Source organism: Amycolatopsis sp. NPDC051373 (assembly GCF_040689465.1).
Lineage (GTDB): Bacteria > Actinomycetota > Actinomycetes > Mycobacteriales > Pseudonocardiaceae > Amycolatopsis.
The window spans coordinates 1-18,000 of record NZ_JBFBAE010000024.1 but is presented as its reverse complement, the minus strand read 5'-3'; the positions used below and the strand labels follow the sequence as shown (position 1 = coordinate 18,000).

Sequence of the window (18,000 nt, the reverse complement as noted above, 5' to 3'; positions counted from 1 at the left end):
GGGAGTCGCGGCGCCGTTCAGCCGAAAGGCCGCGAGCCGTCCGGGTGTCGACCGGCTCGGTCCACGCGGCCGCGGCGTGCACTGCCGCGCGTGGCCTTCGTCTCCGCAGAGAGACCCTCAGTGCCATCCGCAGAGAAGGTGGAGGCCCGCCCCCGCCGCCGGGCTGAGCGGGCCCCCGTCCGTGTCGCGTCGGTGGCGCACCTGGGAGGTGGCCGCGTCCGCGATTTCCTTCACCGTGGCGCGGATCTCGGGCGACGGGTCGCGCGTGAAGCTCCGGCTGCTTCCGGCATCCCGTCCTCCTCGTCGAGGTTCACGCCTTCGTGTTGGTGACCACGCTAAGCCACCGCCCGAACACCAGTCAAGGACATGATTCGTGTTCATGGATGTGAACAAGCACAAGGTCGCCGAGGAGGTTCTTTCGCCCCCTTGCCCCGCGTTTACCCGGTAGTGGGTAGCTTGCGCGAGGAAAGGCCGACCGACGCGAGAAAGGCTCGAGAATGTCCGCGGTCACGTATGTCGAGTCGATCGTCGTCGGCGCGCTGCAAGGCGTGTCGGAATTGTTTCCCGTGTCCAGCCTGGGACACAGCATCCTGTTGCCCGCGGTGATCGGTGGATCGTGGCAGCGTGATCTGAGCATCGGCGAGGATTCGCCTTATCTCGCGGTGCTCGTGGCGATGCACGTGGCCACGGCGCTCGCCCTCGTGCTGTTCTTCTGGCGCGACTGGGTGCGGATCATCGGCGGCCTGATCACCTCGATCCGCCACCGCGAGGTCCGCACGGCCGACCAGCGCCTCGCGTGGCTGCTGATCCTCGCGACGATCCCCGTCGGCATCGCCGGGCTGCTGCTCGAAAGCCTGCTGCGCGACTTCCTCGGCAAGCCCGTGCCGTCGGCCATCTTCCTCATCCTCAACGGCGGCGTGCTCTACGCGGCCGAACGCTTCTCCCGCGCTGCGCCGAAGACCGGGATCTCAGGCAGGACAACGGAAGACACCGTCGACTTCAGCGCCGAAGACACCCTTGTCATGCGCGCGATCACGGTTGAGGAAGCCACCGACGCCCGCCTCTCCAGGCTCAGCGTGAAGGAGGCCGTGCTCATCGGCTCGGCCCAGATCCTCGCGCTCCTGCCGGGCATCAGCCGCTCCGGCATCACGATGGTCGCGGGCCTGCGCCGCGGCCTAGGCCACCAGGATTCGGCCCGGTTCGCGTGGCTGCTGGCCACGCCGGTGATCCTCGCCGCGGGCGTGCTGAAACTTCCCTCGCTGTTCACCCCGGAGAACGGCCCGTCGCTCGGCCCGGCGCTCGCCGGAAGTCTGGTGGCCGGTATTGCGTCCTACATTTCTGTCCGTTTTCTCACGAAATACTTCGAAACGCGCACCTTGACGCCGTTCGCCATCTACTGCGTCATCGCCGGAATCGTCAGCCTGCTCGTCTTCAGTTTCTGAGGGCGGTGTCCCGGTCCGATTTCCGGAAGGGGACACTGGTGGTATCGAAACCCCGCTCACCGGCACCACGCTCTTCACGGCCTGGACACCCGACGTCCCGGCCCTGGTCGTCGTGCTCGCCCTCGGCGCGGCCTACGTCGTCGCCGCGCGGAAGCAAGACAGCTGGGCACCCGGCCGGACGACAGCGTTCCTCGCCGGGCTCGCCACGATCGTGCTCGTCACGTGCTCGTTCCTCGGCGTCTACGACACCACGCTGTTCTGGATCCGGGCCACGCAGAACACCGTGCTGCTCATGGTCACGCCGCTGCTGCTCGCCCTCGGCGCGCCGATCACGCTGCTCATGCGCACGGCGCCGCCCGGGCTCGCGCAGTGGTTGAGACACCACGGCCGCAGCTCGCTCGCGAAGTTCCTCACGTTCCCGCTCACCGTCACGGTCGTGCTGATCGCGCCGTTCGTGATCATCTACCTCACGCCGGTCTACGGGCTCTCGCTCGATTACCCCGTGGTCGGCGGCCTGGTGCGGGTGTTCCTCATCGCCGCCGGGTTCCTCTACTTCTACAGCCGCGTGGCGCTCGACCCGACCCCGCGCGGCGGCTCGCACCTCGTGTCGGTCTGGATCTCGTTCACGGAAGTCGTCTTCGACGGCGCGCTCGGCCTCGTGCTCTGGCTCGGCCCGCTGCTCGCGCCCGCGCACTACGCCACGGCGCATCCCGGCTGGGGCCCGGACCCACGCACTGACCAGATCATCGGCGCCGGCGTGCTGTGGATCGGCGGCGACGTGGCGGGCCTGCCGTTCGTCGGCGCGCTGTTCGTGCGCTGGGTCCGCGACGACCAGAAGCGCGCGAAGCAGATCGACGAGCGCCTCGACGAGGAAGCCGAATCCGGTGAGGCCCCCACGGGCGGCCTCTGGTGGCAGAACGACCCGGAGCTCGCCCAGCGGTTTCGCCGCCGGTGAGCCCCGGGCCCGGGAAATCTCAGTGGAACGCGTGCTCCGGCGCCGGGAACTCCCCGCGCCGCACGTCTTCGGCGAACGCCGAAGCCGCACCCTGGAGCACGTCGGCGAGCTCGGCGTAGCGCTTCACGAACCGCGGCGCCTTGCCCCGGCGCAGCCCGGCCATGTCCTGCCACACCAGCACCTGCGCGTCGCAGTCGGGCCCGGCGCCGATGCCGACCGTGGGGATCTTCAGCTCGTGCGTCACGCGCTTCGCGGCTTCGGCGGGCACCATCTCCATCACCACCGCGAACGCGCCGGCCTCCTGCAGCGCCAGCGCGTCGGCGAGCAGCACGTCCGCCGCTTCACCGCGCCCCTGCACCCGGTAGCCGCCGAGGTTGTGTTCACTCTGCGGGGTGAATCCGATGTGCCCCATCACGGGGATGCCGGCCGACGTCAGCGCCTCGACGTGCGCGGCGAATCGGCGCCCGCCTTCCAGCTTCACGGCGTGCGCGCGGCCCTCCTTCATGAACCGCACGGACGTGGCCAGCGCCTGCTCGGGCGAGAGCTGATAGGAGCCGAACGGCAGGTCGGCCACCACGAGCGCCCGCTTCACCGAACGCGTCACGCCGCGGACCAGCGGCAGCAGCTCGTCGACCGTCACCGGCAGCGAGGTGTCGTAGCCGAACACGTTGTTGGCCGCGGAGTCGCCGACGAGCAGCACGGGGATGCCGGCCTCGTCGAAGATCTGCGCGGTGTACATGTCGTAGGCGGTGAGCATCGGCCACGGCTCGCCGCGTTCCTTCAGCTCACGCAGGTGGTGCACGCGGACCTTGCGCCCGGTCGCCGCGGGTTGCGCGGGCGCAGCGCCGGTTCCGTACGGGGCGGCCACCTCGTCGGATCCGTTCGGATTGGCAGACATCGTCGTCGACCGTCCTTCCCTCGAGGCCTCGGTGAGGTCCCCGGGTCGTGGAGCCAGAACACGTCAAAGCCTGACATGCCCGCCGGTCGGTCCCAAGGTCGTGCGATGAGCTTCACACGCGCGTGGTGTGCTCCGTCAGGAGGATCCCGGCTCAGCCTGCCGGGTGATGACTGGAGACAACCATTCGCTGTTCACTGACGTCTTTGCACCAGTCGTGAGGATCACGTGAGAAGGGCACCGATGGGAACCCCAGCGAGCGCGCGCAGGCGCATCCCCGCCTGGAAGGCCAGGGCGGGCGGCCTCGTCGCCACTGTCGTGCAGCTCGCCGCCGTCTTCTCGGTGGTGCTCCTGCTCGCCGGTGGGACCCACGGGCACCTGCTCAACGGCATCGACATGGCCTTCTCGGCCCTCAGCGTGCCGACGAGCGCGAGCCTCGTGATCGTGCTGCTGCTCGTCGTCCTCGGCGCGGCCCTGCGGCGGCGCAAGAAGGCCGCGCTCTACACGTTGCTGCTCTTCCAGGTCGGCGGGCTGCTCATCACGCTCGCGTTCCAGGCGGTGTTGCTGTGGGCACCCGACCTGCTCGCGCTCGGCCCGCGTCAGATCCGCCACATCCCGATGCAGGTCGGCTTCCTCGCGATCGCCGACGTGCTGTCCGTGCTGCTGATCTGGTTCCTGCTCGTGCTGCGCCCGGCGTTTCCCGCGCGGCTCGCGCCCGGCGCCTGGCGCGACGGGCTGGCGGTGCTCTTCGGCGGCCTGCTCGTGGTGGTCGCGCTCGGCTGGGCGCTCACCGAGGCGTTCCCCGGCACGCTCGGCGACTCGTGGGAACGGCTGGTCTGGGTGGTCAACCACGCCACCGGTGAGAACCTGCAGCTGCGCAAGATCGGCGTCGGCGAAGGCCCGGCGTGGATCGACGTGGTGCTCGACCTCGGCGCGACCTTCGTGGCCACCGGCGCGCTGTACACGCTCTTCCGCGGCGTGCGGCACCGTCGTCAGCGCACCGACGACGAAGAGTTGGCGCTGCGCCGCCTGCTCGCGGAGTTCGGCGACGACGACTCCCTCGGATACTTCGCGACGCGCCGGGACAAGAGCGTGGTCTTCTCGCCCCACGGCCGCGCGGCCGTGACCTACCGCGTGCTCGGCGGCACCAGCGTCGCCAGTGCCGACCCGATCGGCGACCCGGACGCGTGGCCCGACGCCGTGCGCGCGTGGCTCGACGAAACCCGTTCGTACGGCTGGATTCCCGGCGTCCTCGGCGCCAGCGAGCGCGGCGCGAAGGTCTACGCGGCCGCGGGCCTGCGCGCGCTGGAGATCGGCGACGAAGCCGTGCTCGACGTCCGCGAGTTCTCCCTGACCGGGCCCGAGCGCAAGTCCGTGCGCCAGGCCGTGAAGCGGATCGAACGCGCGGGTTACACCTCGCGCGTGCGCCGCCACGGCGAAATCCCCGACGACGAGATGCAGGGCCTGCTCGCGAGGGCGCAGCAGTGGCGTGGCGCGGAGTCCGAGCGCGGCTTCTCGATGGCGCTGGGCCGCCTCGGCGACGCCAGCGACGCCCGCAGCGTGATGGTCGAGGCCTACGACGGCGAAGGCGAGCTGCGCGGCCTGCTGTCCTTCGTGCCGTGGGGCCGGCGGGGCCTCTCGCTCGACCTCATGCGCCGCGACCGCGGGGCGGAAAACGGCCTCAACGAGTTCATGGTCGCCGAGGTCGTCGCGGCCGCGCAGCACCTCGGCGCGCAGCGGATCTCCCTCAACTTCGCCATGTTCCGCGCGGTCTTCGCCGAGGGCGAGCGGATCGGCGCCGGTCCCGTGCTGCGCCTGTGGCGTTCGGTGCTGGGCCTGGCGTCGCGGTTCTTCCAGCTGGAGTCGCTGTACCGCTCCAACGCGAAGTACGGCCCGGACTGGGAACCGCGCTTCCTCTGCTACTCCTCGGCCCGCCGCCTGCCGCGCGTCGGCATCGTCGCCGGTGCGCTCGAAGGGTTCGTGCCCACGGGCCGCTCGCGCGTGCTGCGGCTCGAGACGGTGAGCGACGAGTTCGTGACCGAGGTCCGGCGCATCGAGGACGGGGCCGCCCGCGTCGTCCCGAAGGCCGCGCGCCGTCCGGAGCAGGTGCGCGTGCGCGTCGCGAAGCTGGACAAACTGCGCGATCTCGGCGTGGATCCGTACCCCGTCGGCTTCAGCCGCGAAGACCTGCTGGGCGACGTCGTGAGCAAGTTCGCCGATCTGCCGGCGGATTCGCGCACCGGGCATCGCGTGCGCGTGGCCGGCCGGGTGCTCGCGCTGCGGACGCTCGGCGGGCTGTGTTTCGCGCGCATCAAGGACTTTTCGGGCGAAGTGCAGCTGATGCTCGACGCCGCGGTGCTCGACCTCTCGGGCTGGCGCACGGGCGTGGACCTCGGTGACCACGTCGGCGTGAGCGGCGAGGTTGTCACCTCGCGCCGAGGCGAGCTGTCCGTGCTCGTCGACGAGTGGACGGTCACCGCGAAGTGCCTGCACCCGTTGCCGGACAAGCGAAAGGGCCTCACCGACCCCGAGACGCGCGTGCGCCGGCGCTACCTCGACCTGGCTGTGAACCCGGAGTCGGCGCACATGCTGCGCCTGCGGTCCACGGTGGTCCGCGCGGTGCGTGAGCGGCTGCACCAGGGTGACTACCTAGAGGTCGAGACGCCGATGCTGCAGACCGTCCACGGTGGAGCCAACGCGCGGCCGTTCGTCACCCACATCAACGCCTACGACATGCGGATGTACCTGCGCATCGCGCCGGAGCTCTACCTCAAGCGCCTGTGCGTCGCCGGCGTCGAGCGCGTCTTCGAGCTCAACCGCAACTTCCGCAACGAGGGCGTCGACGCCACGCACAACCCCGAGTTCACGATGCTCGAGGCGTACCAGGCCTACGCCGACTACAACTCGATGCGCGACCTCACCCGCGAGCTGGTGCAGCACGCGGCCGAAGCGGCCTTCGGCGCGCAGATCGTGCGCCGCCACGACGCCGACGGCCACGTGACCGAGTACGACATTTCCGGCGACTGGCCGGTGATCCCCGTGCACGAGGCCGTTTCGGCGGCGCTCGGCGAGGAGATCGACTCGGGTACGTCGGTGGCCACGCTCCGGCGGCTCTGCACCGCGGCCGGTGTGCCGGTGGGGGAGGACGCCGGGCACGGTGACCTGGTGCTGAAGGCCCACGAGCACCTCGTCGAGGGCTCGACAGTGCTGCCGACCTTCTACACCGACTACCCCACAGACGTTTCGCCGCTGACCCGCCAGCACCGCCGCGACCCGCTGCTGGCCGAGCGCTGGGACCTCATCGCGTTCGGCTCGGAGGTCGGCACCGCGTACACCGAACTCACGGACCCGATCGAACAGCGCCGCCGACTGGAAGCCCAGTCACTGCGCGCCGCGAGCGGCGACGTCGAGGCGATGGAGCTCGACGAAGACTTCCTGCTCGCGCTCGAACACGGCATGCCGCCGACGGGCGGGCTCGGCCTCGGCGTCGACCGGCTGCTGATGATGCTCAGCGGCGCGTCGATCCGGCAGACGGTGCTGTTCCCGTTCGTGCGCCCGCACGCCTGAGGAACGTTGCGACCAGGGGAAAAGTGACACCTCCGCGCGCAACGTCGCACAGCTTCGCTTAGGGTGTGGGCGTGCGTGCTGCGCGACTCGCCGCGGTCGCCCTGGTCGGGCTCGGGGTGGTGGTCTATTCCGCCTGGCTGCTCGAATTCTTCCTGCCCACCGGCGTATCGCCGGCCCAGCAGACCGTCGACGCGTTGCTGCGGGCGGTTCCGCTGTTCCGGATCACCACCGGGGTCGCGGGCTTCGCCTTCGTGCTCGCCTGCCCACCGCTGTTGCGCCTGGTGCCGGTGCACTGGACGGGTCGGGTCGCCGCGATCACGCTCGCGCTCTTCGGCCTCGTCCTGCTCGTCGACGCGCTGGTGCCGGGCACGATCGCCGCGCAGCTGCTGGAGAACCTCGCGTTTGTGGGGGGCTCGTTCAGCCTCGTGTTCTGGTGGCCGCCGCCGTGGCGCGAGTGGGCGATGGCGGGGTTCGCGCTGGTGCTCGTCACCTGGGCGCTGGTCCTCGTCGCGTCGCTGCTCGGGCCGGGCCACCTGGCCGGCGTGTTCAGCCGCGTGCAGCTCGGGGTGCGGGCCGTGCTGATGGGCTCGGGCGTCGCGTACATCGTCATCAGGCCCCTGCCGCGCTTCGCTGCGCGTCCCGTTCGCTGAGTTTTGTCGGGGGTCGCTCGTACCCTGGGCCGATGACGTCCGGATACACCGTTTTCGACACGCCGCTGGGCGCGTGTGGGCTGGCCTGGCGAGAAGGGGCCATCATCGGCACCGCGCTCCCGGGCAGCTCGCCCGCGAGCACCCGGACCTTCCTCGCCCGGCGGTTCCCCGACGCCACGGAAGCGGTGCCGCCGCCGGAAATCCAGATCGCGGTCGAGCAGATCACCGCGCTGTTGTCGGGCGGCCACCCCGACCTGTCCGGCCTTCCGCTGGCGTTGGACGACGTCCCGGAGTTCAACCGCCGTGCCTACGTTGCGGCGCTGCGGATCCCACCCGGCAAAACCAAGACCTACGGCGACCTGGCCCACGAGCTCGGCCTCCCGGGCGCCGCCCAAGCCGTAGGGCAGGCCATGGGCAACAACCCGTTCCCGATCATCGTGCCGTGCCACCGCGTCCTCGCGGCCGACGGCAAACACGGCGGCTTCTCGGCCCCGGGAGGCGTCGAGACCAAGCGGCGGATGCTCGTGATCGAAGGCGCGCTGCCCGACGAACCGACGCTTTTCTAGGCGCTGTGCTCAGGCTTCCCGCTCGCGCCACGCGTTCGTGATCGGCAGCCGCCGGTCGCGGCCGAAGGCTTTGAACGTGATCTTCGTGCCCGGCGGGTACTGCCGGCGCTTGTACTCCGCGCGGTCGACCATCCGCACGACCCGGTCGATGGTCTCCGGCTCGAACCCGGCGGCCACGAGGTCGGCGTAGCCGCGGTCGCCCTCCACGTAGTCGTCGAGGATGTCGTCGAGCAACGCGTAGTCCGGCAGCGAGTCGGTGTCCACCTGACCGGGCGCGAGCTCGGCCGACGGCGGTTTGGTGATCGAGTTCTCCGGAATCGGCGGGGTTTCGCCGCGCTTGGCCGCTTCGTCGTTGCGCCAGCGCGCGAGCTGCCAGACGTGCGTTTTGAACACGTCCTTGATCGGCGCGAACCCGCCCACCGCGTCGCCGTAGATCGTGGAGTAGCCCACGGCCAGTTCGGTCTTGTTGCCGGTGGCGAGCACGAGGTGTCCGTCCAGGTTGGACAGTGCCATGAGGAGCATGCCGCGTGTCCGGGCCTGGATGTTCTCCTCCGCGAGCCCCAACAGCGCCAGCTGGTCCACGTAGACCTTCACCATGTCCTCGACCGGCTCCACGCGGTAGTGCGCGCCGATGCGCCGCGCGAGGTCGGCGGCGTCGTCCTTCGAGTGCGAGGACGAGTACTTCGACGGCATCGAGACGCCGTACACGTTGTCGCCGCCGAGCGCGTCGGCAGCCAGGGCCGCGCAGATCGCGGAGTCGATGCCGCCGGAGAAGCCGAAGGTCACCGACGAGAAGCCGTTCTTGTGCACGTAGTCGCGCAGCCCGGTCACGAGCGCAGACCACACCTCGGCCTCGTCCGAAAGCGGCTCGCTGATCACGGGATCCGTCAGCGGCGGGTACGCGGGCAGCGGCTCGGCGCTCAGCACGCGCCGGTGGACGTGCAGGCCCGCGAGGGCGCCGTCGCCCGCGTGGCCGCCCGAGGTCAAGTCCATGTCGACCACCAGCAGGTGCTCCACGAACTGCGGCGCCCGCGCGAGCAGTGTGCCGTCGGCGCCGACCACGAGCGAGTCGCCGTCGAACACGAGGTCGTCCTGGCCGCCGACCTGGTTCGTGTAGACCAGCGGCGCGCCGGCCTCGGCCGCGCGCCGGGCCACGAGCGGCAGCCGCTGCTCGTCCTTCGACCGCTCGTAGGGCGACGCGTTGGGCGCCACGACCAGGTCGACACCGGCCTTGCCGAGCGCGGAGATCGGGCCGCCGTCCTGCCAGATGTCCTCGCAGATCACCATGCCGATGTCGATGCCGTGCAGCCGCAGGACCTCCAGCTCCGTGCCCGGCTTGAAGTAGCGGTGCTCGTCGAACACGCCGTAGTTGGGCAGGTGGTGCTTGTACTGCTTCGCCACGATCTCGCCGCGGAACAGCGCGGCGGCCGCGTCGCGCGGGCCGGCCTCGTCGTGGTCGAGGTATCCGACGTAGGTGAGCACTTCGCCGCAGCCCGCGTCGGCCAGCCGGCGGGCCAGCTCGTCCAGCGAATTGCGAGACGCGTGCGCGAAAGTGGCCCGGAACGCCAGGTCCTCCACGGGATAACCCGTCTGGGACATCTCCGGGAACACGACGACGTGGGCACCGGCCTCGGCGGCGCGGCGGGTCCATTCGACCGTGCGCGCGGTGTTGCCGTCGAGGTCGCCGACGGTGGGGTTGACCTGGGCCAAGGCGATGCGCAGCTGCGGCATGCGGTCATTCTGACCCGGGCCCGCGCCGGGGACCGAGCGAATGTGGGCAAATCTGCACAGTCTGGCCGTGTGCCGGGGACCGAGCGAAGTTGGGCAAATCTGCACAGTCCGGCCGCGCACCTGGGGCCGAGCGAATGTGGGCAAAAAGAAACCCGGCCACCGACGTGGGTGACCGGGCTCTTCACGACTCCGGGATCAGGACTTCTTCATCCGCATCATGCTGCGCACCTTCTTCACCGTCTGCTCGAAGTCCGAGTCGAACGGGTTGTCGTGCACCAGGTAGGTCCACGTCGTGTTCGCCCGCCGCACGCCGGCGTCGGCGAGATCGATGCCGTCGTCGGTGATCTCGGCTTCCTCCAGCGTCTTCGACGCGCGCGCGGCCGACTCGGGGATGATCTTGTGGAACTCCGGGATCGCCGCACGGTGGAACTCGTCGAGCGGCGTCTCGCGGGCCAGCGCCCGCAGGTGGATGCTCTCGCGCACGTCGGTCAGGTATGCGAGGTGGTCGGACCAGAGCTGGTCGAGGTGGAACAGCACGACCTCGCGGGAGAGCTGCTCGAGCCGCTCGGTGTCGTCGAGCTTCTCCTTCACCTCGGCGAACTTCTCCGGCTGAGCCTTCTCCAGCGCCTCGGCCGCGAACGCCGTGTGCAGCACCTTGTCGCGGTGTTCCAGCAGCTCGGTGCGCTGCCGCTCGATCAGCCGCGTGTAGCGCCAGGTGTTGCGGTGGATCTCCAGGTCGACGCCCTCGGCCACGCGCTGGGCGTGATTGATCTGCCGCAGCGCCGCCGGGTCGGTGATCTCCCCGGTCTCGGTGTCGGCGTCGATGCCCTCGGGGATGTCGGGTGCGTTGGAGAGCACCAGGTCGTCGTTGAGGCTCGCGAAGAAGATCGCGCTGCCCGGGTCGCCCTGACGGCCGGACCGGCCGCGCAGCTGGCCGTCGAGGCGGCTCGACGGGTACCGCGCGGTGCCGATCACGTGCAGGCCGCCCAGCTCGGCGACCTCCTCGCGGCTCGCGCCGTCGGTGCCGCCGAGGCGGATGTCGGTACCGCGGCCGGCCATCTGCGTTGACACGGTGACCGCGCCCTTCTTGCCGGCCTCGGCGATGATCGCGGCCTCTTCGGCGTCGTTGCGCGCGTTGAGCACCACGCACGGCAGGTCGACCTTCGCGAGCTTGTCGGCCAGCTCCTCGGACTCGGCCACGTCCTGGGTGCCCACGAGGATGGGCCGCCCGGTCTCGTGCACCTTCCGGATCTCCTCCTCGATCGCGCGCAGCTTCTGCGACGGCGATCCGAAGATCCGGTCCGGAAGGTCCTCGCGGACGTTCGGGGTGTTCGGCGGGATCACCGCGACCTCGAGGCTGTAGAACTCGCGCAGCTGCTCGGCCACGGCCACGGCCGTACCGGTCATGCCCGCCACCGACGGGTAGCGCGCGAGCAGCGCCTGCACCGTGATCGAGTCGAGGATCTCGCCGCGGTCGGTGGCCGCCACCTGCTCCTTCGCCTCGACGGCGGCCTGCAGGCCGTCCGGCCAGCGCTGCAGCTCGGCGACGCGGCCGCGGGCGGCGTTGATGAGCTGCACCTTGCCGTCGCGCACGAGGTAGTCGACGTCGCGGGTGAGCAGCGCGTGGGCGTGCAGCGCGACGTTCACGGCGGCCAGGCGGTCGGAGCCCGTGTCGCCGTAGAGGTCGATGCCGCCGAGCGACTTCTCGACCACGGACGCGCCGGCGGTGGTGAGCCACGCGTTGCGGCCGTCGGTGTCGGTCTCGTAGTGGAGGCCGAGACGCAGCCGGCGCACGACCGTGGCGACCTCTTCGTCGGCGTCGTTGTGGTCGATCGAGCCGGCCATCACGAGCGGCACGCGGGCCTCGTCGACCAGCACGGAGTCGGCCTCGTCGACGATCGCCACCTCGGGCGCGGGCTGCACCAGGTCGTCGACGTCCGTCACGAGCCGGTCGCGCAGCACGTCGAAGCCGATCTCGGCCACGGCGCCGTAGGTGACCTGCTTGCCGTAGGCGTCCTTGCGCTCGTCGCGGCTGTGCGCGGGCTCGACCCAGCCGACGGTGACCGAGAGCAGGTCGTAGACGGGTTTCATCCACTCGGCGTCGCGTCGGGCGAGGTAGTCGTTGACGGTGACGACGTGCACGCGGTTGCCGCGCAGGGCGTACCCCGCGGCCGCCAGCGCTCCGGCGAGCGTCTTGCCCTCACCGGTCTCCATCTGCACCACGTGCCCGGTCAGCAGACCCATCGTGCCGAGGACCTGCACGTCGAACGCGCGCTCGCCGAGCGCACGCCGCGCGGCTTCACGGCCGAGGGCGCAGGTCTCCACCAGCTGATCGTCGTTGAACACCTTCGCGCCGCCGAGGTCCTCACGCAGCTTTTCGGCGCGTTCGGTGAGCTCGGCGTCCGAGAGCTTCTCGAGCTCGGGTTCGAGCTTCGCGACTGCGGGCAGCAGCGCTTCGTAGCGGGTCAGCTCGACGCTGCCCGGCCGCTGGATGATCCGGCGGAGCCGCTTGCCCACCCGGCTGATCAGTGCCACCCCTGGTCTCCCGTCCTGTTGCTCGTGTCTCCGACCGCCGCTGGTCCACCCGACGCTGACCTACCCAACGCGTCGGTGGTGCGTCGGAGTTCCGCCGCCGGATGGCACGATCAAACCGTGCCTCCCCTTGCCAGCGCCAGCTCTCGCGCCCACCGGATCGCCGCTCTCGCGGCGGCCGTACTGCTCGGCGGCACGCTAGCCGCGTGCGCGTCGAACGACGGTCAGGTCGCGCCCTCGCCGACCACGGAATCGCACCCGCCCGTGGGACCGGTGCCCGCGGGATTGGCGCGCTTCTACGGCCAGAGCATGACCTGGGCCGACTGCGCACCCTACGCGACCTCGGACGACGCGCAGTCCGCCTTCCGCGCGTCCGGGATCCAGTGCGCTCGGCTGACCGTCCCGCTGGACTATGACAAACCGGACGGACAGACCATCACGCTCGGCGTCCTGCGGCACAAAGCGAGCGAACCGGACGACCGCATCGGCTCGCTGGTGGTCAACCCGGGCGGTCCCGGCGCGTCCGGCATGGTCGCCGCGGCCGGCTTGATCGACCAGGTCAAGGACAACGACCTCGGCAAACGCTTCGACCTCGTCGGCTTCGACCCGCGCGGCATCGGCGCGAGCGAACCGCAGATCCGCTGCCTCACCGACACCGAGCGCGACGCGGACCGCGCCGACGACAGCGAAACCGACGGCACGCCCGCCGGCGTCGCGAAGCAGGAGACACAGGAAAAGGACTTCGCCGCCAAGTGCGCCCAGCGCACGAAACTCGGCGACGACATGCTCGAACACGTCGGCACCCGCGACGGCGCGAAGGATCTCGACGTCCTTCGGTCGGTGCTCGGCGACGAGAAGCTGACCTACCTCGGCTACTCCTACGGCACCCTCCTTGGCTCGACCTACGCCGAGGACTTCCCGCGCAACGTCCGCGCGCTCGTGCTCGACGGCGCCGTCGACCCGACGCAGGACCCGGAAGACTCCCTCGTCGCGCAGGGCCAGGGCTTCGGCGTCGCGTTCGGTGAGTTCGCGAAATGGTGTGCCGCTCGGCAGGACTGCGCGCTCGGCAACAACGCGGCTGCGGCGACGAAGGCGTTCCAGGACCTGACCCGGCCGCTGATCGACTTCCCGGTGCCGGTGGGCGACGGGCGCAAGCTGTCGTACGAGGACGCCACCACCGGCGCCATCCAGGCGCTCTACCAGAAGAACCTCTGGGAGTACCTCAACACGGGCCTCAACGAGCTTCGCAACCAGCGCGGCGCCACGCTCGAACAGCTCGCCGACATCTACAACGAGCGCGGCCCCGACGGGCGCTACGGCACCACGCAGGACGCCTTCACCGCGATCCGCTGCGTCGACGACCCGCGCGTCACGGACCCCAAGACGATCCTCGACGCGCAGCAGAAGTACGAGCAGGTGGCGCCGTTCCTCGACGACGGCCGCCCAGCCAGCTCCGCGCGCGACGCGTGCGCCTTCTGGCCCGTGCCGAACACCATGACGCCACACGAGCCGCAGGTCGAAGGGCTGCCCAAGACGCTCACGATCTCGACGACCAACGACCCGGCCACGCCGTACCAGGCGGGTGTGAACCTCGCGAAGGCGCTGAAGGGCGCGTTGCTCACCTTCGAGGGCACGCAGCACACGGCGTTCCTGCAGGGCAACGCGTGCGTGGACAAGGCCGGAATCGCCTACCTCGTCGACGGCACGGTGCCGGCCGACGGGACGCGTTGCGCGGGTAGCTAGGCGGCTGTGATCAGGTCAGGGGAGCCGGGATGGGCTGGTTCTCGTTCGAGAGCGTGACCTCGAACATCACCGGGCTGTCCTTCTCCGTCGCGGGCGGGACCTGCAGCCAGAACCGGGCGAACCGCCGCGGCTGGGCGGCGGTGACCCACACCTTCACGTTCACGTCCGAGTGAATCTGGGGGAGCAGCCGCGTGGCCACCTTCTCGGGCAGGACCCCGCCGACGCGGTAGGTGTCGAGGCCGTGCACGGGCTCGCGGGTCTCGGTCTGCGGGTTGCCGAGTGAGCTGAGCAGGTGCGCGAGCCCGCTGTCGGGGCCGAGGAAATCTCCGACGGTGAACGTCGCCGGGCCCGACCAGGTCGCGCCGGTGCTGTCGTGCGTCGTGGCGTGGGTGCCGTCGAGGACGAACGAGAGCTTCCGGTCGCTCGTGGCGTTCTCCAGCTCGGCGGTGCCGGCCGCGTGGCCGCCGTCGTCGAGCGTCGCGTCGCCGTCGACGGTGCTCAGCGGCAGGCCGGGCAGCACGCCGTTCACGACCACGGAGAAGTGCAGGCTGCGCACGCCGGCGAAGTTCGCTCCGGCCGCGCCGAGCAGGTCACCGGCCGGAGGCAGCGAGGGCGCTGTGCACCCACCGACGAGTCCGAGGAGCAGCAGCGCCGGCAGGAAGCGTCGGCAGCGCATGGCGGTGAGACTACCCGTGGCCCGATCCTTTCGGACGGTGTCCTTCAAGCCACTGTCCAGGACGCCGAAGGCGAATCAGACTCATCTCCCGTGACCGTCGAGACTCGTACCGCGCCCCGCGTCCACCGAGCCTGGTTCGTGGCCGCGGCCGCGTTCATCGCGCTGCTGGCCGCGGCCGGGTTCCGCGCCGCGCCGAGCGTGCTGATCGACCCGCTGCACGAGGAGTTCGGCTGGTCCCGCGCGACCATCGGGCTGGCGGTCTCCGTCAACCTCGTGCTCTACGGCGTCTTCGCGCCCTTCGCGGCCGCGTTGATGGAGCGCTTCGGCATCCGCCGCGTCGCCGCGACCGCGTTGTTCGTGGTCGCGCTCGGGGCCGGCGGCACGGTGTTCATGAGCACGAGCTGGGAGCTAATCCTGTGCTGGGGCGTGCTCGTCGGCGCCGGCACGGGTTCGATGGCCATGAGCTTCGCCGCGACCGTCACCACGCGCTGGTTCGTGCGCCACCGCGGCGCCGTGACCGGCATCCTCACCGCGGCCGGCTCGACGGGTCAGCTCGTGTTCCTCCCCGTGGTCGCCACACTGGCCGTGAACGACGGCTGGCGCACGGCGTCGCTGGTCATCGCCATCGCGGCGCTCGCGGTGGTCCCCGTCGTGCTGCTCGTGGTGCGCGACCACCCGGCCGACCTGGACACCGTCGCCTACGGCGCGCCGGAGGGCACCGAGGTGGCCCACCCGGAGGTCAAGCGCGGTTCGGCGGGCCGGGCGATCAGCGTGCTGTTCCAGGCGATGCGGTCACGCTCGTTCTGGCTGCTGGCCGTCGGCTTCGCGATCTGCGGAGCGACCACCAACGGCCTGGTCGGCACCCACTTCGTGCCGGCCGCGCACGACCACGGCATGCCGCAGACCACCGCGGCGAGCCTGCTCGCGCTCGTCGGCGTGTTCGACGTGGTGGGGACGGTCGTGTCGGGCTGGCTCACCGACCGCGTCGACCCGCGCATCCTGCTCGCCGTGTACTACGCGCTGCGCGGTCTCTCGCTCGCGTTGCTGCCGCAGCTGCTCACCGACTCCGTGCAGCCCAGCATGTGGGCGTTCATCCTTTTCTACGGTCTCGACTGGGTCGCCACGGTCCCGCCGACGGTTGCGCTCTGCATCCGCTCCTTCGGCGAGGCCGGCCCGATCGTGTTCGGCTGGGTCTTCGCGTGCCACCAGCTGGGCGCCGCGTTCGCGGCTTCCGCAGCCGGCGCCGTGCGCGATCAGCTGGGCGACTACGCCCTGGCCTGGTACGTGGCGGCGGGCCTCGCGGTGGTCGCCTCGATCGCGTCGGTGTCGATCACCCGATCCGGGAAACGCGAGCTCACGTTCGTGGCCTGAGGAGAGTTCGCGCATTGTGGACACTTCCGGCGCGTCGTGAAACATGTCGTTAACACGCCGTCGTTAGGGTGCGGCCATGGATCGCCAGCAGGAATTCGTGCTCCGGACCTTGGAAGAGCGCGACATCCGTTTCGTCCGGCTCTGGTTCACCGATGTGCTGGGGTTCCTCAAGTCCGTCGCGGTCGCGCCGGCCGAGCTCGAGGGCGCGTTCAGCGAGGGGATCGGCTTCGACGGCTCCGCCATCGAGGGCTTCGCGCGCGTCTACGAGTCAGACATGGTCGCGAAGCCGGACCCGTCGACGTTCCAGGTGCTCCCGTGGGAGACGCCGGACGGCGGCCCGTACTCCGCGCGCATGTTCTGCGACATCGCGATGCCCGACGGCTCGCCGTCGTGGGCCGACCCGCGCCACGTGCTGCGTCGCCAGCTCTCGAAGGCCGGTGAAGCGGGCTTCACGTGCTACGTGCACCCGGAGATCGAGTTCTTCCTCCTGGCCAACCTGCCCGACGACGGCAGCGAACCCGAGCCCGCGGACAACGGTGGGTACTTCGACCAGGCCAGCCACGCCACGGCCACGCACTTCCGCCGCCACGCCATCGAGACGCTCGAGGCGATGGGCATCTCCGTCGAGTTCAGCCACCACGAGGGTGCGCCCGGCCAGCAGGAGATCGACCTGCGGTACGCCGACGCCCTCACCATGGCCGACAACGTGATGACGTTCCGGTACGTCGTGAAGGAGGTCGCGCTGACGCAGGGCGTGCGCGCGACGTTCATGCCGAAGCCGTTCACGGACCAGCCGGGCTCGGGCATGCACACGCACGTGAGCCTGTTCGAAGGCGACCGCAACGCGTTCTACGACGCGGAGGACCCGTACGAGCTCTCCGCCACGGGGAAGGCCTTCGTCGCCGGGCTGCTGCACCACGCGAAGGAGATCTCCGCGGTCACCAACCAGTGGGTGAACTCGTACAAACGCCTGATCAGCGGTAGTGAAGCGCCGACGACGGTGTCGTGGGGCCGTGCCAATCGCTCCGCGTTGGTGCGGGTGCCGATGTACTCACCCGGCAAGGCATCCTCCCGGCGGGTGGAGATCCGCACCCTGGATTCGGCGTGCAACCCGTACCTGGCGTACTCGGTGATCCTCGCCGCCGGCCTCAAGGGCATCGAAAAGGGTTACGAGCTTCCGCCGCCCGCGGAGGACAACATCTGGCAGCTGTCGGAGTCCGAGCGCCGTGCCGCGGGGTACGCGCAGCTGCCGCAGAACCTCGGGGAGGCGCTCGCGGAGATGGAGCGCTCCGAGCTGCTGCCTGACGCGCTGGGGGAGCACGTCTACGACTTCTTCCTCCGGAACAAGCATGCCGAGTGGGACAACTACCGAAGTGCCGTGACGCCGTACGAGCTGCGGACGTTGCTGCCGGTCCTCTGACCCCGGCGCTGTTCGAATCCGGCTCCCTTGCCCTGCCTTCGTGGCGGGCGGGGGAGCCGGTTCTCGTTTCCGGCCGGCCGCCCGTTGCCGTCGGTAGCCGTGCGCACGGGGTCGAATCGGCCTCTGACCTGCGGATATGTCGTTAAGTGACCCCCCTGTTTTCGGGCCGTTGCGGGGCATGTAATCTTCTCTTCGTCGCCAGGAACACCGGGCCGGCGGGGCCGAAAGCCCCAAGGGAACGGGGCGCCAGGGCCGAGCGGGTTGACACCGCGAAACGGACCAGGTAATGTTCAGCGTCGGCCCACGAGCGGCCGCCGAGCTTCTGCAAGCTACTTGCAGGTGTCGGCATGCTCGACCAAATAGCTTGAAACAACGCGGTGATCTGGTTTGCCTGCTGGGTGGGCTGGGTTGCGGTGTGTTGCTTGAGAACTCAACAGTGTGCTAGTGAACTA

At 70.2% G+C, this 18,000-nt stretch carries 12 protein-coding genes; 8 read left to right on the top strand and 4 right to left on the bottom strand.

Annotated features, from left to right (window positions below; translation table 11 throughout):
- Positions 1–497: 497 nt before the first annotated feature.
- Positions 498–1,442, top strand: coding sequence for an undecaprenyl-diphosphate phosphatase (locus AB0383_RS35825; RefSeq protein ID WP_366189674.1), 945 nt, complete (start codon positions 498–500; stop codon positions 1,440–1,442).
- Positions 1,443–1,554: 112 nt separating this feature from the next.
- Entirely contained in the window at positions 1,555–2,397 is an 843-nt protein-coding gene (locus AB0383_RS35820) for a cytochrome c oxidase assembly protein (protein WP_366189673.1), read from the top strand.
- Positions 2,398–2,416: 19 nt separating this feature from the next.
- Here AB0383_RS35820 and panB read toward each other — a convergent pair whose 3' ends face one another.
- Positions 2,417–3,295 (bottom strand): 3-methyl-2-oxobutanoate hydroxymethyltransferase, encoded by an 879-nt coding sequence (panB, locus tag AB0383_RS35815; RefSeq protein ID WP_364187707.1) that lies wholly within the window; start codon positions 3,293–3,295, stop codon positions 2,417–2,419.
- 240 nt (positions 3,296–3,535) lie between these two features.
- Here panB and lysX point away from each other — a divergent pair, with 240 nt between their 5' ends.
- The 3 genes from lysX to AB0383_RS35800 all read left to right on the top strand — a co-directional run bounded on the left by lysX (position 3,536) and on the right by AB0383_RS35800 (position 8,075).
- Positions 3,536–6,859: a bifunctional lysylphosphatidylglycerol synthetase/lysine--tRNA ligase LysX gene (gene lysX, locus AB0383_RS35810; protein ID WP_366189672.1), complete on the top strand. Its 3,324-nt coding sequence runs from the start codon at positions 3,536–3,538 to the stop codon at positions 6,857–6,859.
- Between the two features lie 71 nt (positions 6,860–6,930).
- Positions 6,931–7,509 (top strand): hypothetical protein, encoded by a 579-nt coding sequence (locus AB0383_RS35805; RefSeq protein WP_366189671.1) that lies wholly within the window; start codon positions 6,931–6,933, stop codon positions 7,507–7,509.
- Positions 7,510–7,541: 32 nt separating this feature from the next.
- Positions 7,542–8,075: a methylated-DNA--[protein]-cysteine S-methyltransferase gene (locus AB0383_RS35800; RefSeq protein WP_366189670.1), complete on the top strand. Its 534-nt coding sequence runs from the start codon at positions 7,542–7,544 to the stop codon at positions 8,073–8,075.
- Positions 8,076–8,084: 9 nt separating this feature from the next.
- Here the strand turns inward: AB0383_RS35800 and AB0383_RS35795 are convergent, their stop codons facing one another.
- Together AB0383_RS35795 and secA2 are read right to left on the bottom strand one after the other, a co-directional pair.
- Entirely contained in the window at positions 8,085–9,806 is a 1,722-nt protein-coding gene (locus AB0383_RS35795; protein ID WP_366189669.1) for an NAD+ synthase, read from the bottom strand.
- A gap of 195 nt (positions 9,807–10,001) precedes the next feature.
- Positions 10,002–12,341, bottom strand: coding sequence for an accessory Sec system translocase SecA2 (gene secA2, locus AB0383_RS35790; RefSeq protein WP_366189668.1), 2,340 nt, complete (start codon positions 12,339–12,341; stop codon positions 10,002–10,004).
- A gap of 180 nt (positions 12,342–12,521) precedes the next feature.
- Between secA2 and AB0383_RS35785 the strand changes: the two genes are divergently transcribed.
- Positions 12,522–14,081, top strand: coding sequence for an alpha/beta hydrolase (locus tag AB0383_RS35785; RefSeq protein WP_366189727.1), 1,560 nt, complete (start codon positions 12,522–12,524; stop codon positions 14,079–14,081).
- A 10-nt stretch (positions 14,082–14,091) separates the two neighbouring features.
- Here the strand turns inward: AB0383_RS35785 and AB0383_RS35780 are convergent, their stop codons facing one another.
- Positions 14,092–14,757, bottom strand: coding sequence for an LppX_LprAFG lipoprotein (locus tag AB0383_RS35780; RefSeq protein ID WP_364187689.1), 666 nt, complete (start codon positions 14,755–14,757; stop codon positions 14,092–14,094).
- Positions 14,758–14,847: 90 nt separating this feature from the next.
- On the opposite strand from AB0383_RS35780, the gene AB0383_RS35775 reads away from it, so the two are divergent.
- Complete coding sequence (locus tag AB0383_RS35775) at positions 14,848–16,128, top strand: MFS transporter (protein WP_366189667.1); 1,281 nt, start codon at positions 14,848–14,850, stop codon at positions 16,126–16,128.
- Positions 16,129–16,204: 76 nt separating this feature from the next.
- A complete protein-coding gene (gene glnA, locus AB0383_RS35770) occupies positions 16,205–17,548 on the top strand; it encodes a type I glutamate--ammonia ligase (RefSeq protein WP_220246546.1) in 1,344 nt (447 codons plus the stop codon).
- The last annotated feature ends 452 nt before the right edge of the window (positions 17,549–18,000 follow it).